Origin of the sequence: Anaerostipes butyraticus (assembly GCF_016586355.1) — a bacterium.
Taxonomy (GTDB): domain Bacteria; phylum Bacillota; class Clostridia; order Lachnospirales; family Lachnospiraceae; genus Anaerostipes; species Anaerostipes butyraticus.
Map to the genome: position 1 here is coordinate 66,838 of NZ_BLYI01000006.1, position 16,157 is coordinate 82,994.

At 44.6% G+C, this 16,157-nt stretch carries 25 protein-coding genes; 20 read left to right on the forward strand and 5 right to left on the reverse strand.

The annotated features are described in order from the left end of the window. Positions 1–113: 113 nt before the first annotated feature. The 7 genes from mobV to JMF81_RS01250 all read left to right on the forward strand — a co-directional run bounded on the left by mobV (position 114) and on the right by JMF81_RS01250 (position 6,347). Positions 114–1,058: a MobV family relaxase gene (gene mobV / locus JMF81_RS01220; RefSeq protein WP_087258076.1), complete on the forward strand. Its 945-nt coding sequence runs from the start codon at positions 114–116 to the stop codon at positions 1,056–1,058. Positions 1,059–1,130: 72 nt separating this feature from the next. Continuing rightward, a complete protein-coding gene (locus JMF81_RS01225) occupies positions 1,131–1,325 on the forward strand; it encodes a hypothetical protein (RefSeq protein WP_087258079.1) in 195 nt (64 codons plus the stop codon). A 145-nt stretch (positions 1,326–1,470) separates the two neighbouring features. After that, positions 1,471–3,048: a recombinase family protein gene (locus tag JMF81_RS01230; protein ID WP_079861243.1), complete on the forward strand. Its 1,578-nt coding sequence runs from the start codon at positions 1,471–1,473 to the stop codon at positions 3,046–3,048. A gap of 64 nt (positions 3,049–3,112) precedes the next feature. Continuing rightward, a complete protein-coding gene (locus JMF81_RS01235) occupies positions 3,113–3,748 on the forward strand; it encodes an XRE family transcriptional regulator (RefSeq protein WP_201309648.1) in 636 nt (211 codons plus the stop codon). 110 nt (positions 3,749–3,858) lie between these two features. Next, entirely contained in the window at positions 3,859–4,620 is a 762-nt protein-coding gene (locus JMF81_RS01240; protein WP_201309649.1) for an SDR family NAD(P)-dependent oxidoreductase, read from the forward strand. A gap of 24 nt (positions 4,621–4,644) precedes the next feature. Then, positions 4,645–5,370 carry an acyl-[acyl-carrier-protein] thioesterase gene (locus tag JMF81_RS01245; RefSeq protein WP_201309650.1) on the forward strand — a complete coding sequence of 242 codons (726 nt, stop codon included), beginning with the start codon at positions 4,645–4,647 and terminating at the stop codon, positions 5,368–5,370. Positions 5,371–5,393: 23 nt separating this feature from the next. Further along, a complete protein-coding gene (locus JMF81_RS01250) occupies positions 5,394–6,347 on the forward strand; it encodes an L-lactate dehydrogenase (RefSeq protein WP_201309651.1) in 954 nt (317 codons plus the stop codon). Between the two features lie 45 nt (positions 6,348–6,392). On the opposite strand, the gene JMF81_RS01255 is transcribed toward JMF81_RS01250, so the two are convergent. Together JMF81_RS01255 and JMF81_RS01260 are read right to left on the reverse strand one after the other, a co-directional pair. After that, the gene (locus JMF81_RS01255; RefSeq protein WP_201309652.1) at positions 6,393–6,656 is read right to left on the reverse strand and encodes a hypothetical protein; all 264 of its coding nucleotides are present in this window, start codon (positions 6,654–6,656) and stop codon (positions 6,393–6,395) included. Positions 6,657–6,671: 15 nt separating this feature from the next. Then, entirely contained in the window at positions 6,672–7,151 is a 480-nt protein-coding gene (locus tag JMF81_RS01260) for a hypothetical protein (protein ID WP_243282502.1), read from the reverse strand. 60 nt (positions 7,152–7,211) lie between these two features. Between JMF81_RS01260 and JMF81_RS01265 the strand changes: the two genes are divergently transcribed. Continuing rightward, entirely contained in the window at positions 7,212–7,388 is a 177-nt protein-coding gene (locus JMF81_RS01265) for a hypothetical protein (protein ID WP_201309654.1), read from the forward strand. A 42-nt stretch (positions 7,389–7,430) separates the two neighbouring features. Here JMF81_RS01265 and JMF81_RS01270 read toward each other — a convergent pair whose 3' ends face one another. Further along, complete coding sequence (locus JMF81_RS01270) at positions 7,431–7,763, reverse strand: winged helix-turn-helix transcriptional regulator (protein WP_201309655.1); 333 nt, start codon at positions 7,761–7,763, stop codon at positions 7,431–7,433. Between the two features lie 160 nt (positions 7,764–7,923). Between JMF81_RS01270 and JMF81_RS01275 the strand changes: the two genes are divergently transcribed. Continuing rightward, positions 7,924–8,469: a flavodoxin family protein gene (locus tag JMF81_RS01275; RefSeq protein ID WP_201309656.1), complete on the forward strand. Its 546-nt coding sequence runs from the start codon at positions 7,924–7,926 to the stop codon at positions 8,467–8,469. Positions 8,470–8,486: 17 nt separating this feature from the next. Then, positions 8,487–9,035 (forward strand): flavodoxin family protein, encoded by a 549-nt coding sequence (locus JMF81_RS01280; RefSeq protein ID WP_201309657.1) that lies wholly within the window; start codon positions 8,487–8,489, stop codon positions 9,033–9,035. A gap of 73 nt (positions 9,036–9,108) precedes the next feature. Here the strand turns inward: JMF81_RS01280 and JMF81_RS01285 are convergent, their stop codons facing one another. Beyond that, positions 9,109–9,330: a chorion class high-cysteine HCB protein 13 gene (locus JMF81_RS01285; RefSeq protein ID WP_201309658.1), complete on the reverse strand. Its 222-nt coding sequence runs from the start codon at positions 9,328–9,330 to the stop codon at positions 9,109–9,111. 147 nt (positions 9,331–9,477) lie between these two features. On the opposite strand from JMF81_RS01285, the gene thiM reads away from it, so the two are divergent. The 4 genes from thiM to JMF81_RS01305 all read left to right on the forward strand — a co-directional run bounded on the left by thiM (position 9,478) and on the right by JMF81_RS01305 (position 12,765). Further along, on the forward strand, positions 9,478–10,308 hold the full coding sequence (gene thiM / locus JMF81_RS01290; RefSeq protein ID WP_201309659.1) for a hydroxyethylthiazole kinase: 831 nt from the start codon (positions 9,478–9,480) through the stop codon (positions 10,306–10,308). A 1-nt stretch (position 10,309) separates the two neighbouring features. Next, complete coding sequence (gene thiE, locus JMF81_RS01295; RefSeq protein ID WP_201309844.1) at positions 10,310–10,930, forward strand: thiamine phosphate synthase; 621 nt, start codon at positions 10,310–10,312, stop codon at positions 10,928–10,930. Continuing rightward, positions 10,927–11,718, forward strand: coding sequence for a bifunctional hydroxymethylpyrimidine kinase/phosphomethylpyrimidine kinase (gene thiD, locus JMF81_RS01300; protein ID WP_201309660.1), 792 nt, complete (start codon positions 10,927–10,929; stop codon positions 11,716–11,718). The genes thiE and thiD overlap by 4 nt, the downstream gene beginning before the upstream one ends. A gap of 84 nt (positions 11,719–11,802) precedes the next feature. Further along, complete coding sequence (locus JMF81_RS01305) at positions 11,803–12,765, forward strand: phospho-N-acetylmuramoyl-pentapeptide-transferase (RefSeq protein ID WP_201309661.1); 963 nt, start codon at positions 11,803–11,805, stop codon at positions 12,763–12,765. 91 nt (positions 12,766–12,856) lie between these two features. On the opposite strand, the gene JMF81_RS01310 is transcribed toward JMF81_RS01305, so the two are convergent. Further along, positions 12,857–13,168: a helix-turn-helix domain-containing protein gene (locus tag JMF81_RS01310; RefSeq protein WP_201309662.1), complete on the reverse strand. Its 312-nt coding sequence runs from the start codon at positions 13,166–13,168 to the stop codon at positions 12,857–12,859. Positions 13,169–13,324: 156 nt separating this feature from the next. Here JMF81_RS01310 and JMF81_RS01315 point away from each other — a divergent pair, with 156 nt between their 5' ends. The 6 genes from JMF81_RS01315 to JMF81_RS01340 all read left to right on the forward strand — a co-directional run bounded on the left by JMF81_RS01315 (position 13,325) and on the right by JMF81_RS01340 (position 15,987). Next, entirely contained in the window at positions 13,325–13,549 is a 225-nt protein-coding gene (locus tag JMF81_RS01315; RefSeq protein ID WP_201309663.1) for a hypothetical protein, read from the forward strand. A 172-nt stretch (positions 13,550–13,721) separates the two neighbouring features. Continuing rightward, the gene (locus tag JMF81_RS01320) at positions 13,722–14,309 is read left to right on the forward strand and encodes a hypothetical protein (protein ID WP_201309664.1); all 588 of its coding nucleotides are present in this window, start codon (positions 13,722–13,724) and stop codon (positions 14,307–14,309) included. 96 nt (positions 14,310–14,405) lie between these two features. Further along, the gene (locus JMF81_RS01325) at positions 14,406–14,804 is read left to right on the forward strand and encodes a helix-turn-helix domain-containing protein (protein ID WP_201309665.1); all 399 of its coding nucleotides are present in this window, start codon (positions 14,406–14,408) and stop codon (positions 14,802–14,804) included. Between the two features lie 312 nt (positions 14,805–15,116). Beyond that, a complete protein-coding gene (locus tag JMF81_RS01330) occupies positions 15,117–15,308 on the forward strand; it encodes a hypothetical protein (protein ID WP_201309666.1) in 192 nt (63 codons plus the stop codon). A 54-nt stretch (positions 15,309–15,362) separates the two neighbouring features. After that, positions 15,363–15,641, forward strand: coding sequence for a hypothetical protein (locus JMF81_RS01335; RefSeq protein ID WP_201309667.1), 279 nt, complete (start codon positions 15,363–15,365; stop codon positions 15,639–15,641). Positions 15,642–15,837: 196 nt separating this feature from the next. Continuing rightward, positions 15,838–15,987 (forward strand): hypothetical protein, encoded by a 150-nt coding sequence (locus JMF81_RS01340; protein ID WP_201309668.1) that lies wholly within the window; start codon positions 15,838–15,840, stop codon positions 15,985–15,987. The last annotated feature ends 170 nt before the right edge of the window (positions 15,988–16,157 follow it).

A 16,157-nucleotide genomic window follows, 5' to 3' on the forward strand; every position in this document is an offset into this window, starting at 1 on the left:
AGATTAAAATGATTTATTTATATCCATTCCATTCCTATCGTATCAGAGATAATTCTGGCGGGATTTTCCCTGTGGAAAACCCTGGATAGGAAAGGAATGGGGAAAGGAGCAGAATGGCACAACACGCAATTTTGCGGTTTGAGAAGCACAAGGGCAACCCGGCAAGGCCGCTGGAAGCCCATCACGAAAGACAGAAAGAACAATATGCCAGCAATCCCGACATTGACACAAGCCGGAGTAAATACAACTTCCATATCGTCAAGCCGGAGGGACGCTATTACCACTTCATTCAGAGCCGTATCGAGCAGGCCGGATGCCGGACGAGGAAAGACAGCACACGGTTTGTCGATACACTGGTAACTGCCAGCCCGGAGTTTTTCAAGGGGAAATCCCCAAAGGAGATACAGGCGTTTTTCCAGAGGGCGGCGGCTTTCCTCATTGGCCGGGTAGGACGGGAAAATATCGTGTCGGCGGTGGTACACATGGACGAGAAAACGCCCCACCTGCATTTGACCTTTGTTCCGCTGACAAAGGACAACCGCCTGTGTGCAAAGGAGATTATCGGCAACCGGGCAAACCTGACGAAGTGGCAGGACGATTTTCACGCCTATATGGTGGAGAAATATCCTGACTTGGAGCGTGGGGAAAGCGCCAGCAAGACAGGCCGGAAGCATATCCCCACCCGGCTTTTCAAACAGGCGGTTTCCCTCTCCAAACAGGCCAGAGCCATTGAAGCCGCCCTTGACGGCATTAACCCGCTGAACGCCGGAAAGAAAAAAGAGGAAGCCCTTTCCATGCTGAAAAAGTGGTTCCCGCAGATGGAAAACTTCTCCGGGCAGTTGAAAAAGTACAAGGTCACAATCAATGACCTGTTGGCGGAGAATGAGAAGTTGGAAGCAAGAGCAAAGGCCAGTGAAAAAGGCAAGATGAAAGATACGATGGAACGGGCAAAGCTGAAAAGCGAACTGGACAATTTACAGAGGCTGGTTGACCGTATCCCGCCGGATATACTGGCGGAACTGAAACGGCAGCAGCGGCACACGGCAAAGGAAAGGTGATAGATATAAGCAGAAATTTTCGCCGCCCCTGTGCGGCATTGTACCTTGAAAACTGAATATGGAGGACACTGGATGGCAAAAAGCGAAAGCGATATTTTTACACCCCGGACAGGGCAGGTCATACGAACAGAGAACGGGACGCAGTATTTTGTATGTGGGAACAACCGTATAAAAATCTCCGAACACTTCGCCGCAGTCGGGAAGCCCCTCGGTGATCTGATTGTAGATGTGGTGCGGCATACCGCAGAAAAAGCCGCTTCAACCTGATAGCCCATCATTGATAACACGCCCACGCTTATGATATAATTGCCATAGAGCAAAAGTATTGTAAGCGTGGGTTGTTTCTTTAGAAGGAGGATTTTTAACGGTGAAACAACCTTACAATACTACGATTTACAACACGGCGCTTTATATGAGATTGAGCCGGGACGATGAAAACTATGGTGACAGCGTAAGCATTGAAACACAGCGGACAATCCTGCAACAGTACGCAAAGGAACAGGGGCTTCATGTAGTCGGTGAGTATGTGGACGATGGCTGGTCGGGGACGAACTTTGAACGCCCGGATTTTCAGCGCATGATGGACGATATGGAAGCCGGAAAAGTAAACTGCATTGTCACGAAAGACCTTTCCCGTTTCGGGCGGGAACATGTGATGATGGACTACTATCTGGAATTTCTGTTCCCGGAAAAACGGGTGCGCTACATCGCCGTTGCGGAGAATGAGGACACAGAAAAAGGGCTTTCCGATTTTGTCCCGTTCAAAAACCTGTTCAATGAGTGGTTTGCGAAAGATACGAGCCGCAAGGTAAAGGCCGCTTTCAAAGCGAAGTTTGCCACAGGACAGCGTATCGGCGCCTATGCTCCCATCGGGTACAGGAAACACCCGGAAATCAAAAACAAGCTGATAATCGACGAGGAAACCCGCTGGATAGTGGAGAAGATTTTTGACCTTGCCATTCATGGCAGAGGGGCGGCCAGTATCACAAGAATACTGATTGCGGAAAAGGTTCCCACGCCGGGATTTATCAACTTCCAGCGTGACGGGACTTTCGCAAACATCTATGCGGGTGCACCGGAGGAAAAAAGCTACGCATGGACGATAGCGCAGGTCAAGAGCATTATGAAAGATGAAACCTATATCGGCCATACCATCCACTACCGGGAAACAAATATTTCCTTTAAGAACAAGCGGAGGGTACGCAAGCCCCAAAGTGAATGGGTGCGGGTGGAGAACACGCAGGAGCCGATTATCAGCGAGCAGGTTTTCCGGCAGGTACAGGAGCAGATAGCAAACCGCCGCAGGAAGTGCAAGGATGGTACAACGCAGATTTTTTCCGGATTGGTAAAATGTGCGGATTGCGGCTGGTCGCTGTCCTATGGGGAGAACAGGCAGAACAGCAAGCCTTACGGCCATTATCATTGTAGCAAGTACGGGCAGGGCACACGCCAATGCTCCATGCACTATATCCGTTATGATGTGCTTTATGCCTATGTCCTCTCCCGTCTGCAATACTGGTCGGGACTGGTACAACATGATGAAGAACGGCTCTTGAAGCGGCTGTTAAATGCCACTGATAAGGGACAGGCCGCCGCAAGAAAGAAGCAGGCCGCAGAACTGAAAAAGGCAGAGAAGCGAAAAGCCGAAGTCGATACTTTGTTTGCCCGGATGTATGAGGACTGGGCGGCGGGGCGTATCACGGAATACAACTTCTCTATGCTGTCCGGGAAGTACCAAAGCGAACAGGCTGAACTGGACGAAAAGATTGAGCGGCTTCAATCCGCTATCACCACTGAAAGCCAGAACGCCGCAGACGCAGAAAAATGGATTGCCTTGATGAAAGAGTGCGTCAATCCAACGGAACTGACCGCCGAACTTTTGAATACGCTGATTGAAAAAATCGTTGTCCATGAAGCGGTCAAAGGTGAGGACGGAAGCAGGGAACAGGAGGTAGAAATCTTCTACCGCTTTATCGGCAAGATTGATTGAATGACACCAATATCTTTAACTATGTGATACCGGAAGTACACTGCCGGAACTTGCAAAATTAATCGTGATTTCAGAATTATTTGACGTTAGTGTGGATTATCTGGTCAAAGATTCCATGGAAGAAGATTTCTCAGGAGATATGTATTCTATGGGAAATACGAGGCTGGAAGAAAAGATGGATGAACTTTCCAGATATGTGAAAGGATATCAGTATACCAGTAAGCGTCACATCAAGGGAATCCCTCTTGTATCCATCCGGCTTGGCCGGCGTCTCGGAAAAGAGAGTGTTGCAAAAGGAATCATAGCCATCGGAAACATTGCGATCGGCGTGGTCAGCCTTGGAGCTGTCAGCATTGGAGTATTCAGTTTTGGCGCACTGGCTTTTGGAATCATTGCCCTGGGAGCTATGGCGGCAGGACTGCTGGCTTTTGGAGCTATGGCAGTGGGGGTCATTGCCATAGGAACCGCTGCGGCTGGGCTTTATGCAGGTGGTGTGACAGCTCTTGGAAAAGAAGTGGCAGTGGGAGTCGCAGCCAGCGGGAAAACAGCCATTGGAGAGACGGCAGTCGGTCATCATTGCCTGGTGTGGAACAATGGTCTGGACGCAGAGCAGATTCGACAGTTCCTGGATCGGACCAATCCGCATCTCTGGGAACCTTTGCGGAAGTTTTTCATCTTTTTAGGGCAGCATATTAAATAAAAGGTGAAAAAGGGATGACTTTATCTAAATAAAGTGATACATTATAGAATAGATGAAAGAGAACATAAGGGACAAAGTTGTAATTCAATGACACACAGGAGGTAGAACGTATGTTGCAAGAGATTTCATTGGAAGGAAAAACAGCTTTGATCACCGGAGGGGGAACAGGGATTGGTTTCGCAATTGCAGAAGAAATGGCGGATGCGGGAGCCAGTGTAATTATTGTCGGAAGAAGAGAAGAAAAATTAAAAGAAGCGGCAGAAAAGATTGGAGAGAAATGCAGCTGGTATGTATTTGACGTAACGAAAACAGAAGAATATGAAGATTTTTTCCGGAAACTGGAAAAGAAAGCGCCGGTGGATATTCTGGTCAATAATGCGGGAATCAATATTAAGAAGGACTATTTTGATTTTACGGCAGAGGAATTTGATAAGATTATGGAAACGCAGGCAAAGGCGCCGTTTATGCTGTCACAGACAGCGGCAAAATATATGAAAGAAAGAAAATCAGGATGTATTTTGCTGATTTCTTCTCTGGCGTCCATTCTTGGCATGCATGAAATACAGGCATATACCGTAGCAAAGAGCGGCATGAAGGGGCTGGCGAGAAGCCTGGCAAGAGATCTGGGACCGTACGGAATCCGGGTGAACAGCCTGAATCCGGGGTTTGTGTACACAGATATGCTAAAAAATACCAATCTAAAGACGCCGGGACGTCTGGAAGAAATTCAGAACCGGACGCCGATGAGGGGATTTGCCAAAGAAAAGGATCTTGGAATGGCAGCAGCATTTCTGGCATCTGACGCAGCAGGATTTATTACCGGAATTGATCTGGTAGTAGACGGAGGAATCAGCAGTTCCTTCCTGATTTAAAAAAGAAAAAGGAGTCATAAAACCATGTACACGATGAGTGGAAGAATTCGATACAGTGAAACGGACCGGTCAGGGAAGCTTCCGGTTCCGGGAATTTTGGATTATTTTCAGGACTGCAGTGTATTTCAGTCAGAAGAACTGGGCCTGGGGGTAAAATATCTTGCGGAGCGTCATCGTGCATGGGTTTTGAATTCCTGGCAGCTGGAGATCGTAAGACTGCCGGTGGAATGTGAAGCAGTGACAGTCGAAACCTGGGCTTCCGGCTTTGACAAATTTCACGGAACAAGGAATTTTACAATGAAGGATCAGGATGGGAAGTTTTTGGCTTATGCCAATTCTCTCTGGGTTTATATGGATCTTGAAACAGGGCGGCCGGCAAAGCCGTCAGAAGAAGAAATTCAGAAATATCATGCAGAGACTCCTCTTGAGATGGAATATCAGTCAAGGAAGATCCGCACGCCAAAAGAGTGGGAAGAGCGGGAACCGGTTCGGGTGAAGCGAGACTGGATTGACAGCAATCATCATGTAAATAACAGTTATTATGTGAAAACTGCTTATAACGAGCTTCCGGAGGATGTCTCTGTAAAGAGACTCCGGGTGGAATACCGCCGACAGGCCCTTTATGGTGACGTGCTTTATCCGAAAACGGCACGGGAAGACAGCCGGATTATGGTGGCTCTTTGTGACCAGAAGGGCAGACCGTATGCGGTAACCGAATTTCTGATACAGGAAAAAAGCGCGGAATCATAAAATACAGCAGGAGGAAAAGACAGATGGAAACAAGAAAAATAGGAATCCTTGGAGCAGGCCATGTAGGAACCCACTGTGCGGTCAGTCTGATGTTTCAGGGACTGGCGCAGGAGATTGTTCTGATCGATAAAGACGAGAAAAAAGCAGAAAGTCAGGCACTGGATTTGAATGATATGGGAGCCTGCCTTTCGAGGAAAACGATCATCCGTGCAGGAGATTATGAAGATTTGAAGGACGCGGAGATTCTGGTCAATGCCATTGGCAGAAGCCGCCGCCCCGGGGAAACCAGACTGGATATGTTTGAAGATTCCATGGAACGGCTGAAAGATATCGTTCCCAGAATAAGGAAATCCGGATTTCAGGGGATTTTGATCAGCATTACCAATCCGGCAGATGTGGTCGGTGAATGTTTGAGAAGAAAACTGGGGATGGACCGGTTCCGGTGTTTCAGTACGGGGACCAGCCTGGACAGTCTTAGGATCAAGCGTATTTTGGAAGAGAAGACAGGATATGACAGAAAATCTATTGATGCTTTCTGCATGGGAGAACACGGAGACTCTCAGATGGTACCATTATCTCATGTTTCCATTGGCGGGAAACCATTTTTAAAACTTCAGGAAGAACATCCGGATACTTTAGGTATGATTACACTGGAAGAACTTCAGGAAGAAGTCCGGCAGGCAGGCATGACAGTGATCGAAGGAAAAGGCAGCACGGAATTTGGAATTGGAGTCGCTCTGAGTGAGATTGTAAGTGCGATTTTTTATGACCAGAAAAAAGTATGGCCTCTTTCTGTCTGCCTGGAAGGAGAATATGGTCAGAAAAATGTTGCGGCAGGAGTTCCTGCTGTTATTGGAGAGAACGGTGTAGAGGAAATCTTTGAAATTGACTTAAGCGAAAGAGAGAAACAGGAATTTGATCATTCCTGTGATGTCATAAGGGATTATCTAAGACAGGCGGAAGAAATGTTAAAATAAAAAAACAGGCATTGCCAGAGACAGATTCTGGCAGTGCCATTTTATTTATAAGATCAGCCCTCGCAGGGTGTCTATTCTTTGCTGTTCTTCGGAAGACATTCCTTCCTTCAGAGCATCCAAGATAATGGAAGTTTCTGTATTAGTAAAAGAAAGCCCCTGTTCGGAGAGACGGCTGGAAGCAGCCATTAGATCCGGCAGGATCATCTCCAGAGATTTTCCCTGACACTGATGGATCAGGAATTCCATGATTTCCAGTTTTTTCGGATCAATCTGTTTTAATTTTGGATGGTTTTTCCAGTTTTCATTCATACAAAGAAGCTCCTTTTACTTATTTAAGATTTGATTCAGCTGGTTCATAAAGTCGCTGTTAGGGGCAGGAGTATTTTGCTGCCCTTGTGACATTAAAAGAGGCATGAGTTTGGCAAACATATCGTCATTTGTATTTGGGGCAGAGGATGAAGCAAGATTTGGATTCGATTTCATAAAACTCTGATAAGACTGGTAGAGTTTCATCATCTGCATCATTTGAAGCATCTGATCAATCTGGGCGGCGGTCTCTTTCGGCGCACGCAGTTTCATGGCGTTGAGCAGCATTTCAAGGGAAGCATCATTTTGATCCAGACCGCAGGCGGAAAGAGTCTCTTCATTGTCAAATTCATGGGCAATGTGGGACAGTTCAGTCAGTTTAATATAGATGGCGGCGGTTTTCTTTAAAGAAGCCGGAAGATACGGAAGAGCATCTTCCAGCATGTTAGAAGAGTCATCACGGAAAAAATGATCCCATGATTTCTTTTTTTGTTCCATTTTCGTCACAACCTCAGGCTTTGTTCTCATATCCTATAGTATTAGGAGGTGAGAAAAAATATGAGTGAAATTTTTGTGGAAGAAGAAAATACAGTATATGAACTGGATGAAGAATGTATGAAAAGAAAAGAGAAAATGAAACAGGAGAAAAACGGTCCGGCGCGTTATCGGGCACAGGAGAGGCCTGGGAGCTGCATCGGAATTTTTCTTATATTATTATGCTGCTGCATGAAATAAAATCAGGCCGGAACCGTTAGAAAGTTCCGGCCTGAAAACGGTCTATAATCTGTTCTGGTCACCCCATTCACACATACTGTCTAAAATAGGAATCAGAGATTTTCCTCTTTCTGTCAGACTGTATTCGACCTTTGGAGGGATCTGTGGATATTCTTCCCGGTGAACCAGCTGATCTGCCTCCAGTTCCTTTAAAGTAGAACTGAGCGTTTTGTAGGAAATGGTTCCAATATATTTTTTCATTTCATTAAATCGTACAACGCCAAACTCCATCAAAGTATACAGAATGGTCATTTTGTATTTGCCATTGATCAGGGACAGGGTGTAGCTGAATCCGGTATCGCCCAGACTTTCATTTGAAATACATCGTTCGCTCATTTCTCACTCTCCTTAAGTAAGTATATAACCTGAATGCAAGTATCTCACTTTCATGTGCGTACTTGTTTTGTGTATTATTCTTGATATGATTATAGTATCAAAGATTTGAAAAGTCAAAAATCCGTGTTGGGATTTTGACATACACAGGGAGGTTTTGGCAATGAGTAAAAAAATAACAGTGATCACAGGAAGCCCGAGAAAAAACGGTAACAGTTTCGCTATGACGGATGCTTTTATCAAAGCGGCCGAAGCAAAGGGACACAGTGTTGAGAGATTTGACGCTGCCATGATGAAAATTGGAGGATGTCATGCCTGCGAAACCTGTTACCAGACAGGAAAAGCCTGTTCTTTTGATGATGATTTTAATATCATTGCGCCGGCGATTTTAGAGGCAGATGTGCTGGTGTTCACGATGCCGGTTTACTGGTATTCCATTCCGGCTCAGATCAAAGGAGTGATTGACCGGATTTATTCTATGGTCGCAGGCGGCAAAGAGATTGCGGGCAAAGAGTGCGCCCTGATTGCCTGCTGTGAGGAAGATGATATGTCTGTTTTGGACGGCATCCGGATTCCGATGGAGCGGACAGCCGCATTGAATCAGTGGAAAATGATTGGGGAAGTGTTGATTCCGGGCGTTCTAAATGAAGGCGATATCACGAAAACGGACGGATGCAGTCAGGCTGCGGCATTGGCGGATAAGATCTGAAGAAAAGGAGAATCGGGATGAAGAAAATTGTAATCTTAAATGGCAGTCCCCGCAGAAACGGGAACACATCAGCTCTGGTAAAAGCATTTACACAGGGAGCGGAAAGTGCGGGGAATACAGTGACAGAGTTTTTTCTGGATTCCATGGAAATCCATGGATGCAGAGGCTGTTTTGGAGGACACAGCAGTCAGGAATGTCCTTGTGTCCAGAAGGATGATATGAGTCAGATTTATCCGGCGGTAAAAGAAAGTGATGTTGTTGTTTTAGCAACTCCGCTGTACTACTGGAATATGAGCGGGCAGATCCGGACTGCCATTGACCGGCTGTTTGCGCTGGAGGAGGGAGATGGGAATCTTCTTCGCGGGCATGAAAGAGCATCGGCGCTCTTGATGGCAGCAGAGGGGAATGGTTTTGATGATGTCCTTTTATACTATAACCATCTGGTGGAACATCTGCGCTGGAAAAATCTCGGTCATGTCCTTGCCGGAGGCAATGGGGATATCGGAGATATCGAAGGGAAACCGGAAATCCAGAAAGCCTGTGATCTTGGAAAATCAATACAATAAAAAGGAATCATCATACAAAAAAGCAGGGGCGCTTCACAAAATGAAGCGCCCCTGAAAGCATTTTATGCTTTTTTTAGCATCCGCATCCGTGTCCGCCGAATCCGCCGCCTCCGCAGCAGCAAAGCAGAAGGATGATCCAGATGATGCTTTCGCATCCACATCCGTCTCCTCCGAATCCGAATCCGTCACCGCCGCCTCCGCAGCAGCAAAGCAGAATAATTAAGAGAAGGCATCCATTTCCTCCGAATCCTGAGCTGCAGGAATTTCCGCAGCCTGTAGCAGCTAAATCACTCATGTTTTAATCCTCCTAGATTTATTTACAGTTTATAGTATTCGAAGAATAGAAAGATGTGAAAAAATAGGAAGAATGAAAAAGAAGCAACAATCCGGCAGAAGTTTGTGATATAATTTTCAGGAACAGAGACGAAAGAGGAGAAGTGCCATGGGAAATCCAGACTACGGTAAAATTTTTGAAAATATAAAAGAACATTCACCGCTGATCCACTGTATTACAAATTATGTGACGATCAATGATGTAGCCAATATCATTCTTGCGGCCGGCGGTTTTCCGATTATGGCGGAGGAGAAAGAAGAAGTTGAGGAAATCACCCGGATGTGTGATGGACTCGTGCTGAATATTGGTACTTTGCAGAAGAAAAAAACAGAGGCGATGCTTCTGGCAGGGAAGACGGCAAATGAGACAGGGCGTCCGGTTATTTTTGATCCGGTAGGAGCCGGCTCGTCCGGACTTAGGACCGAGACAGCTCACCGTATCATGAAAGAGATAAAACTTTCGGTCATCCGGGGCAATGTTTCTGAGATCAAGGCGCTTTGTCAGGACAAAGCAATGACAAAGGGAGTAGACGCAGATGGAAAAGACGCGCTGACAAAAGATTCCATGGAAGATATGATTTCCATGGGAAGAAGATTATCAGAAGAAACCGGAGCCGTAATCCTGATGACCGGAGCTGTCGATCTGGCGGTTTTTGGGAGACAGACTGCGGTCATTTATAATGGAGATCCTGATATGGCGAGGATTACAGGAAGCGGATGTATGCTGGACGGAGTTCTTGGAGTCTTTGCAGGAGCCAGTCCGGAGAGTTTGTTTGACAGCGTAGTCACAGCTGCCGGCACTATGGGCATCTGCGGAGAAAAGGCAGCGGCAGCCAGCCGGGGCACAGGCTCTTTTCGTATGTGTTTCATAGATGAAATGAGCAAAATAACAGCAAAACAGGTGGAAAGAGGAATCAGAATTGAATATAAAAGCAAGTGATATGACGCTGTATGCGGTAACGGATGCGGCCTGGACAGGTGAGAAAACATTAACGGAACAGACAGAGGAGGCAATGAAAGGCGGGATTACGTTTCTGCAGCTTCGGGAAAAGCATCTGCCGGAAGCAGCGTTTTTAAAGGAAGCCATTGAAATTAGAGATCTTGCCCGAAAATACCAGATTCCTTTTGTGATCAATGACAACATTGAGATTGCGCAGAAGGCAGAAGCTGATGGCGTCCACGTAGGGCAGGATGATATGCCGGTGGAAGAAGTCAGACAGATTCTTGGACCGGATAAGATCATTGGAGTTTCTGCCCATAATGTGGAGGAAGCGGTCAGGGCAGAGCAGGGAGGAGCAGATTATCTGGGAGTGGGAGCTGTGTATCCTACTTCAACAAAAGAAAATACATCGGCGGTTTCCATGGAAGAGATGAAAAAAATCTGTCAGACAGTATCTATTCCGGTTGTAGCGATTGGCGGAATCAAAAAAGATAATATGAATGTGCTGACGGGAACCGGAGTCGATGGAATCGCTGTCGTATCAGCGATTTTCGCGGCAAAAGACATCAGGAAAGCAGCCAGAGAGCTGCTGGAAGCAGTAAAGGAGATGAAGGCAGAATGAAAACGGTATTAACGATTGCAGGATCGGACTGCAGCGGCGGGGCAGGAATTCAGGCAGACTTAAAGACCATAGCGGCTCATGGACTGTATGGAATGTCGGCGATTACTGCCTTGACAGCGCAGAATACGACAGGAGTTTATGGAATATCTGAAACGACAGGAGAATTTCTGGCCAGTCAGCTGGACTGTATTTTTCAGGATATTTATCCGGATGCGGTGAAAATCGGAATGGTGTCCAGCAGGGAACTGATCCATGTCATAGCAGAAAAATTAAAAGAATATAAAGCAAAAAATATTGTGGTGGATCCGGTCATGGTTTCTACCAGCGGCAGCAGACTTTTGAAAGATGATGCCGAAGAAGCTCTGGAGGAATGTCTGTTTCCTCTGGCAGATGTCATCACACCGAATGTCCCGGAAGCGGAAGTTCTTTCAGGTATAAAAATCAGAGAAAGAGAAGATTTCTGTCAGGCAGCAAAGATCATTGCACAAAAAACGGCAGGAGGAATTTTGATCAAAGGAGGACATCAGATAGAAGACGCCAATGATTATCTTTATCTGAAAGGAGAGGAACACTGGTTTTCCGGCAGAAGGGTCAACAACCCTAACACTCATGGAACCGGCTGCACGCTTTCCTCTGCAATTGCGTCCAATCTGGCAGCTGGGAACAGTCTTCCGGAGAGCATCCGGAAGGCAAAGGAGTATCTGACCGGCGCTTTGGAAGACGGGCTGAATCTTGGCGCAGGAAGCGGTCCGTTAAACCATATGTACCGTCTGAAAGATTTGTTGTAAAATGTTGATTTATTTTTTCAGCGTGCTATACTTAGAAACTGTGCAGTGAAGTGAAAAACTATAAGATATATAGGAGGAATACAAATGATTCATATGTTGACAGACGGAGTTCTGCCCATAATGGCATTTATTGGTGTCATTGCGGCATTTGCTCTGACCTGTTTCTTTACATCAACATGCAGTCAGTATCTGCCAAAAGACATGGGGAGAGAATTTGCCCATAATGGGAAGCTTTCTGCAGGAAAACCAAGGGGAGCGGGAATTATTTTTATTACGGTATTTACGCTGGCGGCACTGCTGTTTGGCAGTCTTTCAACGGAACTGATCATTTATCTTGTGCTGATTTATGTAGAAATGCTGACGGGATATATGGATGACGCAGCGGACGAGCCATGGGGAGAATATAAGAAAGGTATTCTGGATTTTATCGTGGCCGCGATCGTAGCTCTGAATTATATTCATTTCAATTCAACGCAGATTCAGATTGCGACACTGGGAATCGATATCACCCTCCATCCGGTCGTATTCTTTATTCTTACGATCATTCTTGTCTGGGCAGCGATCAATGTCACAAACTGTTCTGATGGTGTGGATGGATTATCCGGTACTCTGACAATTGTAACGCTGGTAACCATCTATGTGATTGATCAGGTAAAAGGTGTCAGCTCTGATTTCGCTTATGTTATTTTATTGTTTGTTGTCTGTATTCTCGGATATCTCTGGTATAACGCAACGCCGAGCCGTCTTATGATGGGAGATGCAGGATCCAGGGCAATGGGGATTTTTATCAGCATTGCAATCCTGAAAACCGGAAGCCCGTTTTTGTTCCTGCCTGCGGCAGCGGTTCTGATTGTAGACGGAGGTCTTGGTCTGATCAAAGTTGCGCTGCTTCGATTCCTGAAGATACATATTTTCAGCAACACAACGATGCCGCTGCATGATCATGTGCGGAAAACGATCGGATGGTCTAATACACAGACTGTATTTCGATTTGCGATCATACAGATCGTAATTTCAATTGCGACAGTATATCTGCTGATCATTTAATTGATGAAGTTTCATTTATAAAATTTATTGGAAAGAAAAAACACCAGGTTTTAACGGTTTTGCCGTTTGGAACCTGGTGTTTTTTGACAGATTAGTTCTTTTTAAAGTTTTCAATGACTAAAAGAATCGTATTCAGCTGTTTTTCATTACAGGATGATAATTCCTGCAGAATCCGGCTTATTTTTTCAGGATTCGGATTGGAAGTATCGAAAAACTCGCTGGGAGTAACGCCCAAATATTCGCAAATATAGAAAAAGCACTGCATCGAAGGCAACGCGCGGTGATTCTCGATTCGGTTGATATAGCTGGCATTCTGACCGATTGCCAGGCTCATCTCCCGGGCAGATACGTTTTTCTGATTGCGGAGCGATGCGATTCTTTCAGCAAAGAAAGTTTCATCCATATATCGTATCCTCCTGATATTAGACATTATATGTTATATAGTTGACTAATGCGTGATTATGAATACAATAATTAGATTGGTTTAAGATATACAATGTCTTACAATGTACTTGTGTAAGTTTAGAAATTTTGCTGACAATGGGAATGGAGGGGGTTCATGAAGAAAACGTATGTGAAATCAGCTATGGAGGTTCATCCGTGTGAGCCTCAAAAGCTGAAAGGAGATGCTGCAGAGAAGGAAATAGAACAGCAGCTGAAAGAATCAGAGGGGTTGAAGCAAAAGAAATACCGCGGCAGTAAAAAATTTATTTTAAGAAAGATAGCAGGAGAAACATTTGAGGTAGATGCGAAAAAGCGCAGAAAGATATTGAAGTATCATTGAAGCTGCTGGAAGAACATGGGATGATGGAATATGAATAGAAGAAAGAAAAGGATTCCGGTCAGCGGCACATTCGAACTGACAGGCCGATGCAATTTATCATGCCGGATGTGTCTGGTCCGGGTGAATCATGAAAAGATGAGGCAGCTGGGCCGGAGGGAAAAACATCGGAAGAATGGATCCACATGGCAAGGCAGGCCAGGGATGCGGGGCACTGGGACTGTTGCTGACAGTGTATACCAACGCTGCGATGATCACGGACCGGGGAATGCGAAGTTTTAGGAAGTTTCCGCCGCACCAGATTGTGACTATGTATGGAGCATCGAACCGGACGCATGAGAAACTATGCGGATGTCCGGATGGATATGACCGTTTCTGTGAAGGAATTCAAAAACTGAGAGCACTTCCTTCCTTATTAGAAATGCGTACGACAATCGTGAAGGAAAATCAGGGAGATCTGGAAGCAATGAAGGAATTCACAAGAGAACATTTTGGAGAGGACCGGAAAGTTCAGATCAGCCGTTTTGTGACAAAAGGAATCCGGGGCAGTGTCACGGATCCGTCCCGGTGCCGTCTGACACCGGAAGAAAATGTCCGGATGATTTATTCCGGAATGGCACAGCTGCATCGCAAGGTGAAAGCAGTTGTTTTGTACCGTAAGGACAGGAAAATCATATGCTGTCAGTGGAAATGGCGGCTCATCGCCAGACTCTGGATGGCAGGATTTCCGGTTAGAAAATATCTTGTAAAATTGATGTGTTAAACGCGGTTGACACATTGCCAACATATATTGCTTGTCAGGATACTGCCGCCCAATTTATAATGAAAGCACTAAATGTAAGGAGGCATATGGCAGAAAATGAAATTTAACGAAAAACTTTTATCCATTCGGAAGAAAAAAGGATTATCTCAGGAGGAGCTTGGCATGGAACTTCAGGTTTCAAGGCAGACAATTTCCAAATGGGAAGCAGGACAATCATATCCGGATTTTCAAAGATTAGTGAGACTGAGCGATTATTTTGATATGACATTAGATGAATTGGTAAAAGATATAGACGTTCAGGACGTTCGGGAAAAGAGTCTGACGGATGAAAAGGTAAATTCTATTTATTTAGATGTGGAAAATGGAAAGGCAAAGCTGCAGCAGTTTATAAAAATATTCTGCTATATAGGCGCAGCTCTCATTTTAATAGCTGCAGCAGGTTTTTTATTGCATCTTCTTTTTCCTGATACACAATGGCTTTGGAGAAAAATGTAGATGTATTATTCATAATGAAAGACTTACAGAAGCATGATATAATGAATGTAAAGATAAATTGGAATTTGAGGGGATATGACCTACTATGTTTTTTGACTTCAAACAGAGTTTATTGATAGTTTATCATCAGAACAACAGCTGTTTTTCAGGTCTTTAGGAGCTGACTTGACTAAAGTAGAGATTGACAAGACCATTTATGAGATACCAGAAGATGACGAGACACCAGCTTCAAAAATATGTAAAATATGCAAAGCTAAGTTGTATTTGATAAATCCTAAGTTGTCGAATCGGAAGTGAATGAGGTGAGAATAAATGGATAAAGAAAAAAAGAGGAAGTTTCATCTAGCATTATATGGAATTGCTATTCCTGTCAGTTTATTCGCTCTATATACATTTATGTTTGTTTTTGATAATGGTATTGGGTGGAAAATTGCGTTGATTATGATTGGTTTGGGCTGGCTTATATCTGCTGTCTCTGGGTTTATAGAAAATTTGAAGAAATAGAACAGTAGTTGTCAAATAAAAAATAGAAATTCAGGGGATTGTAGGAGGAATGTCATGGAAGTTATTATAGATATTATAAAAGCTTTTTCTGGAGGTATCGTTGAGATTCTGGCAGAAAATAAATTGAGTGAAAAAAGAAGAGAGTATTTTAGTCATAAAAAAGGAAAATGGGCGAAAATCTGTTTTTGGGTATCTTTGATACTTGCTTTAGTACTCGTTATAATGGGGCTGATCCAAATAATTCAGAAAAAGATGATAGGAATATTGCTGTTTTGTATAGGTATGGGAATCGGCTTATCTATGGCAGCTGATTGGGGAACGGCAAAAAGATAATTACAAATCCTAATTTATCGTCAGATTAAGAAAAGCAGTAATCTGGAAGTTGTGGAGAAAGACACCGGTCAAAGAACCGTTCATTGTTTTACGCTGGATACTATTTTTGTATGCTGGTATTTAAGAGGAGATGATAGAGATGAAATATGTTATCAGGATGATTTAAATTTCTATACTTTTAGGCGGAGCAGAGTTTATGGCAATGCTGATTTTTGGAAATCTGACAGAGAGTGTCAGACCGGTTGTATCAGGGGCGGTATTTGTCAGTCTGATGATATCCGGAGTACTTGGCATAATTGACAGAAAATTGGCCGATAGAAGAAACAGGATGTCAGGTGTTTACTGAGAATAAAAGAGAAAAGTTTCTCAAAGAGTTTGGATGTAATATCAATCAAAAAGTAAAAATGAATTTAAGCCGTTCTTGAAATCTTTGATGACAAAAAGAGGTACAGCTAATTGTTCCTCGCTTAATGAAGAGAGTTCATGTATGATCAGATTCAGTTTCTTGGGATTTAA

Bases quoted from the DNA above. Each gene is read 5' to 3' on its own strand.
- JMF81_RS01280 (WP_201309657.1), top strand. From the start codon at position 8,487: ATGAAGAAAATTGTAATCTTAAATGGCAGTCCCCGCAGAAACGGGAAC.
- JMF81_RS01335 (WP_201309667.1), top strand. From the start codon at position 15,363: ATGGAAGTTATTATAGATATTATAAAAGCTTTTTCTGGAGGTATCGTT.
- JMF81_RS01240 (WP_201309649.1), top strand. From the start codon at position 3,859: ATGTTGCAAGAGATTTCATTGGAAGGAAAAACAGCTTTGATCACCGGA.
- JMF81_RS01250 (WP_201309651.1), top strand. From the start codon at position 5,394: ATGGAAACAAGAAAAATAGGAATCCTTGGAGCAGGCCATGTAGGAACC.
- JMF81_RS01225 (WP_087258079.1), top strand. From the start codon at position 1,131: ATGGCAAAAAGCGAAAGCGATATTTTTACACCCCGGACAGGGCAGGTC.
- JMF81_RS01285 (WP_201309658.1), bottom strand. From the start codon at position 9,330: ATGAGTGATTTAGCTGCTACAGGCTGCGGAAATTCCTGCAGCTCAGGA.
- JMF81_RS01270 (WP_201309655.1), bottom strand. From the start codon at position 7,763: ATGAGCGAACGATGTATTTCAAATGAAAGTCTGGGCGATACCGGATTC.
- JMF81_RS01245 (WP_201309650.1), top strand. From the start codon at position 4,645: ATGTACACGATGAGTGGAAGAATTCGATACAGTGAAACGGACCGGTCA.
- JMF81_RS01230 (WP_079861243.1), top strand. From the start codon at position 1,471: ATGAGATTGAGCCGGGACGATGAAAACTATGGTGACAGCGTAAGCATT.
- JMF81_RS01325 (WP_201309665.1), top strand. From the start codon at position 14,406: ATGAAATTTAACGAAAAACTTTTATCCATTCGGAAGAAAAAAGGATTA.
- JMF81_RS01305 (WP_201309661.1), top strand. From the start codon at position 11,803: ATGATTCATATGTTGACAGACGGAGTTCTGCCCATAATGGCATTTATT.
- JMF81_RS01315 (WP_201309663.1), top strand. From the start codon at position 13,325: ATGAAGAAAACGTATGTGAAATCAGCTATGGAGGTTCATCCGTGTGAG.
- JMF81_RS01330 (WP_201309666.1), top strand. From the start codon at position 15,117: ATGGATAAAGAAAAAAAGAGGAAGTTTCATCTAGCATTATATGGAATT.
- JMF81_RS01265 (WP_201309654.1), top strand. From the start codon at position 7,212: ATGAGTGAAATTTTTGTGGAAGAAGAAAATACAGTATATGAACTGGAT.
- JMF81_RS01340 (WP_201309668.1), top strand. From the start codon at position 15,838: ATGGCAATGCTGATTTTTGGAAATCTGACAGAGAGTGTCAGACCGGTT.
- JMF81_RS01275 (WP_201309656.1), top strand. From the start codon at position 7,924: ATGAGTAAAAAAATAACAGTGATCACAGGAAGCCCGAGAAAAAACGGT.
- JMF81_RS01255 (WP_201309652.1), bottom strand. From the start codon at position 6,656: ATGAATGAAAACTGGAAAAACCATCCAAAATTAAAACAGATTGATCCG.
- JMF81_RS01320 (WP_201309664.1), top strand. From the start codon at position 13,722: ATGGATCCACATGGCAAGGCAGGCCAGGGATGCGGGGCACTGGGACTG.
- mobV (WP_087258076.1), top strand. From the start codon at position 114: ATGGCACAACACGCAATTTTGCGGTTTGAGAAGCACAAGGGCAACCCG.
- JMF81_RS01260 (WP_243282502.1), bottom strand. From the start codon at position 7,151: ATGGAACAAAAAAAGAAATCATGGGATCATTTTTTCCGTGATGACTCT.
- thiE (WP_201309844.1), top strand. From the start codon at position 10,310: ATGACGCTGTATGCGGTAACGGATGCGGCCTGGACAGGTGAGAAAACA.
- thiM (WP_201309659.1), top strand. From the start codon at position 9,478: ATGGGAAATCCAGACTACGGTAAAATTTTTGAAAATATAAAAGAACAT.
- thiD (WP_201309660.1), top strand. From the start codon at position 10,927: ATGAAAACGGTATTAACGATTGCAGGATCGGACTGCAGCGGCGGGGCA.
- JMF81_RS01310 (WP_201309662.1), bottom strand. From the start codon at position 13,168: ATGGATGAAACTTTCTTTGCTGAAAGAATCGCATCGCTCCGCAATCAG.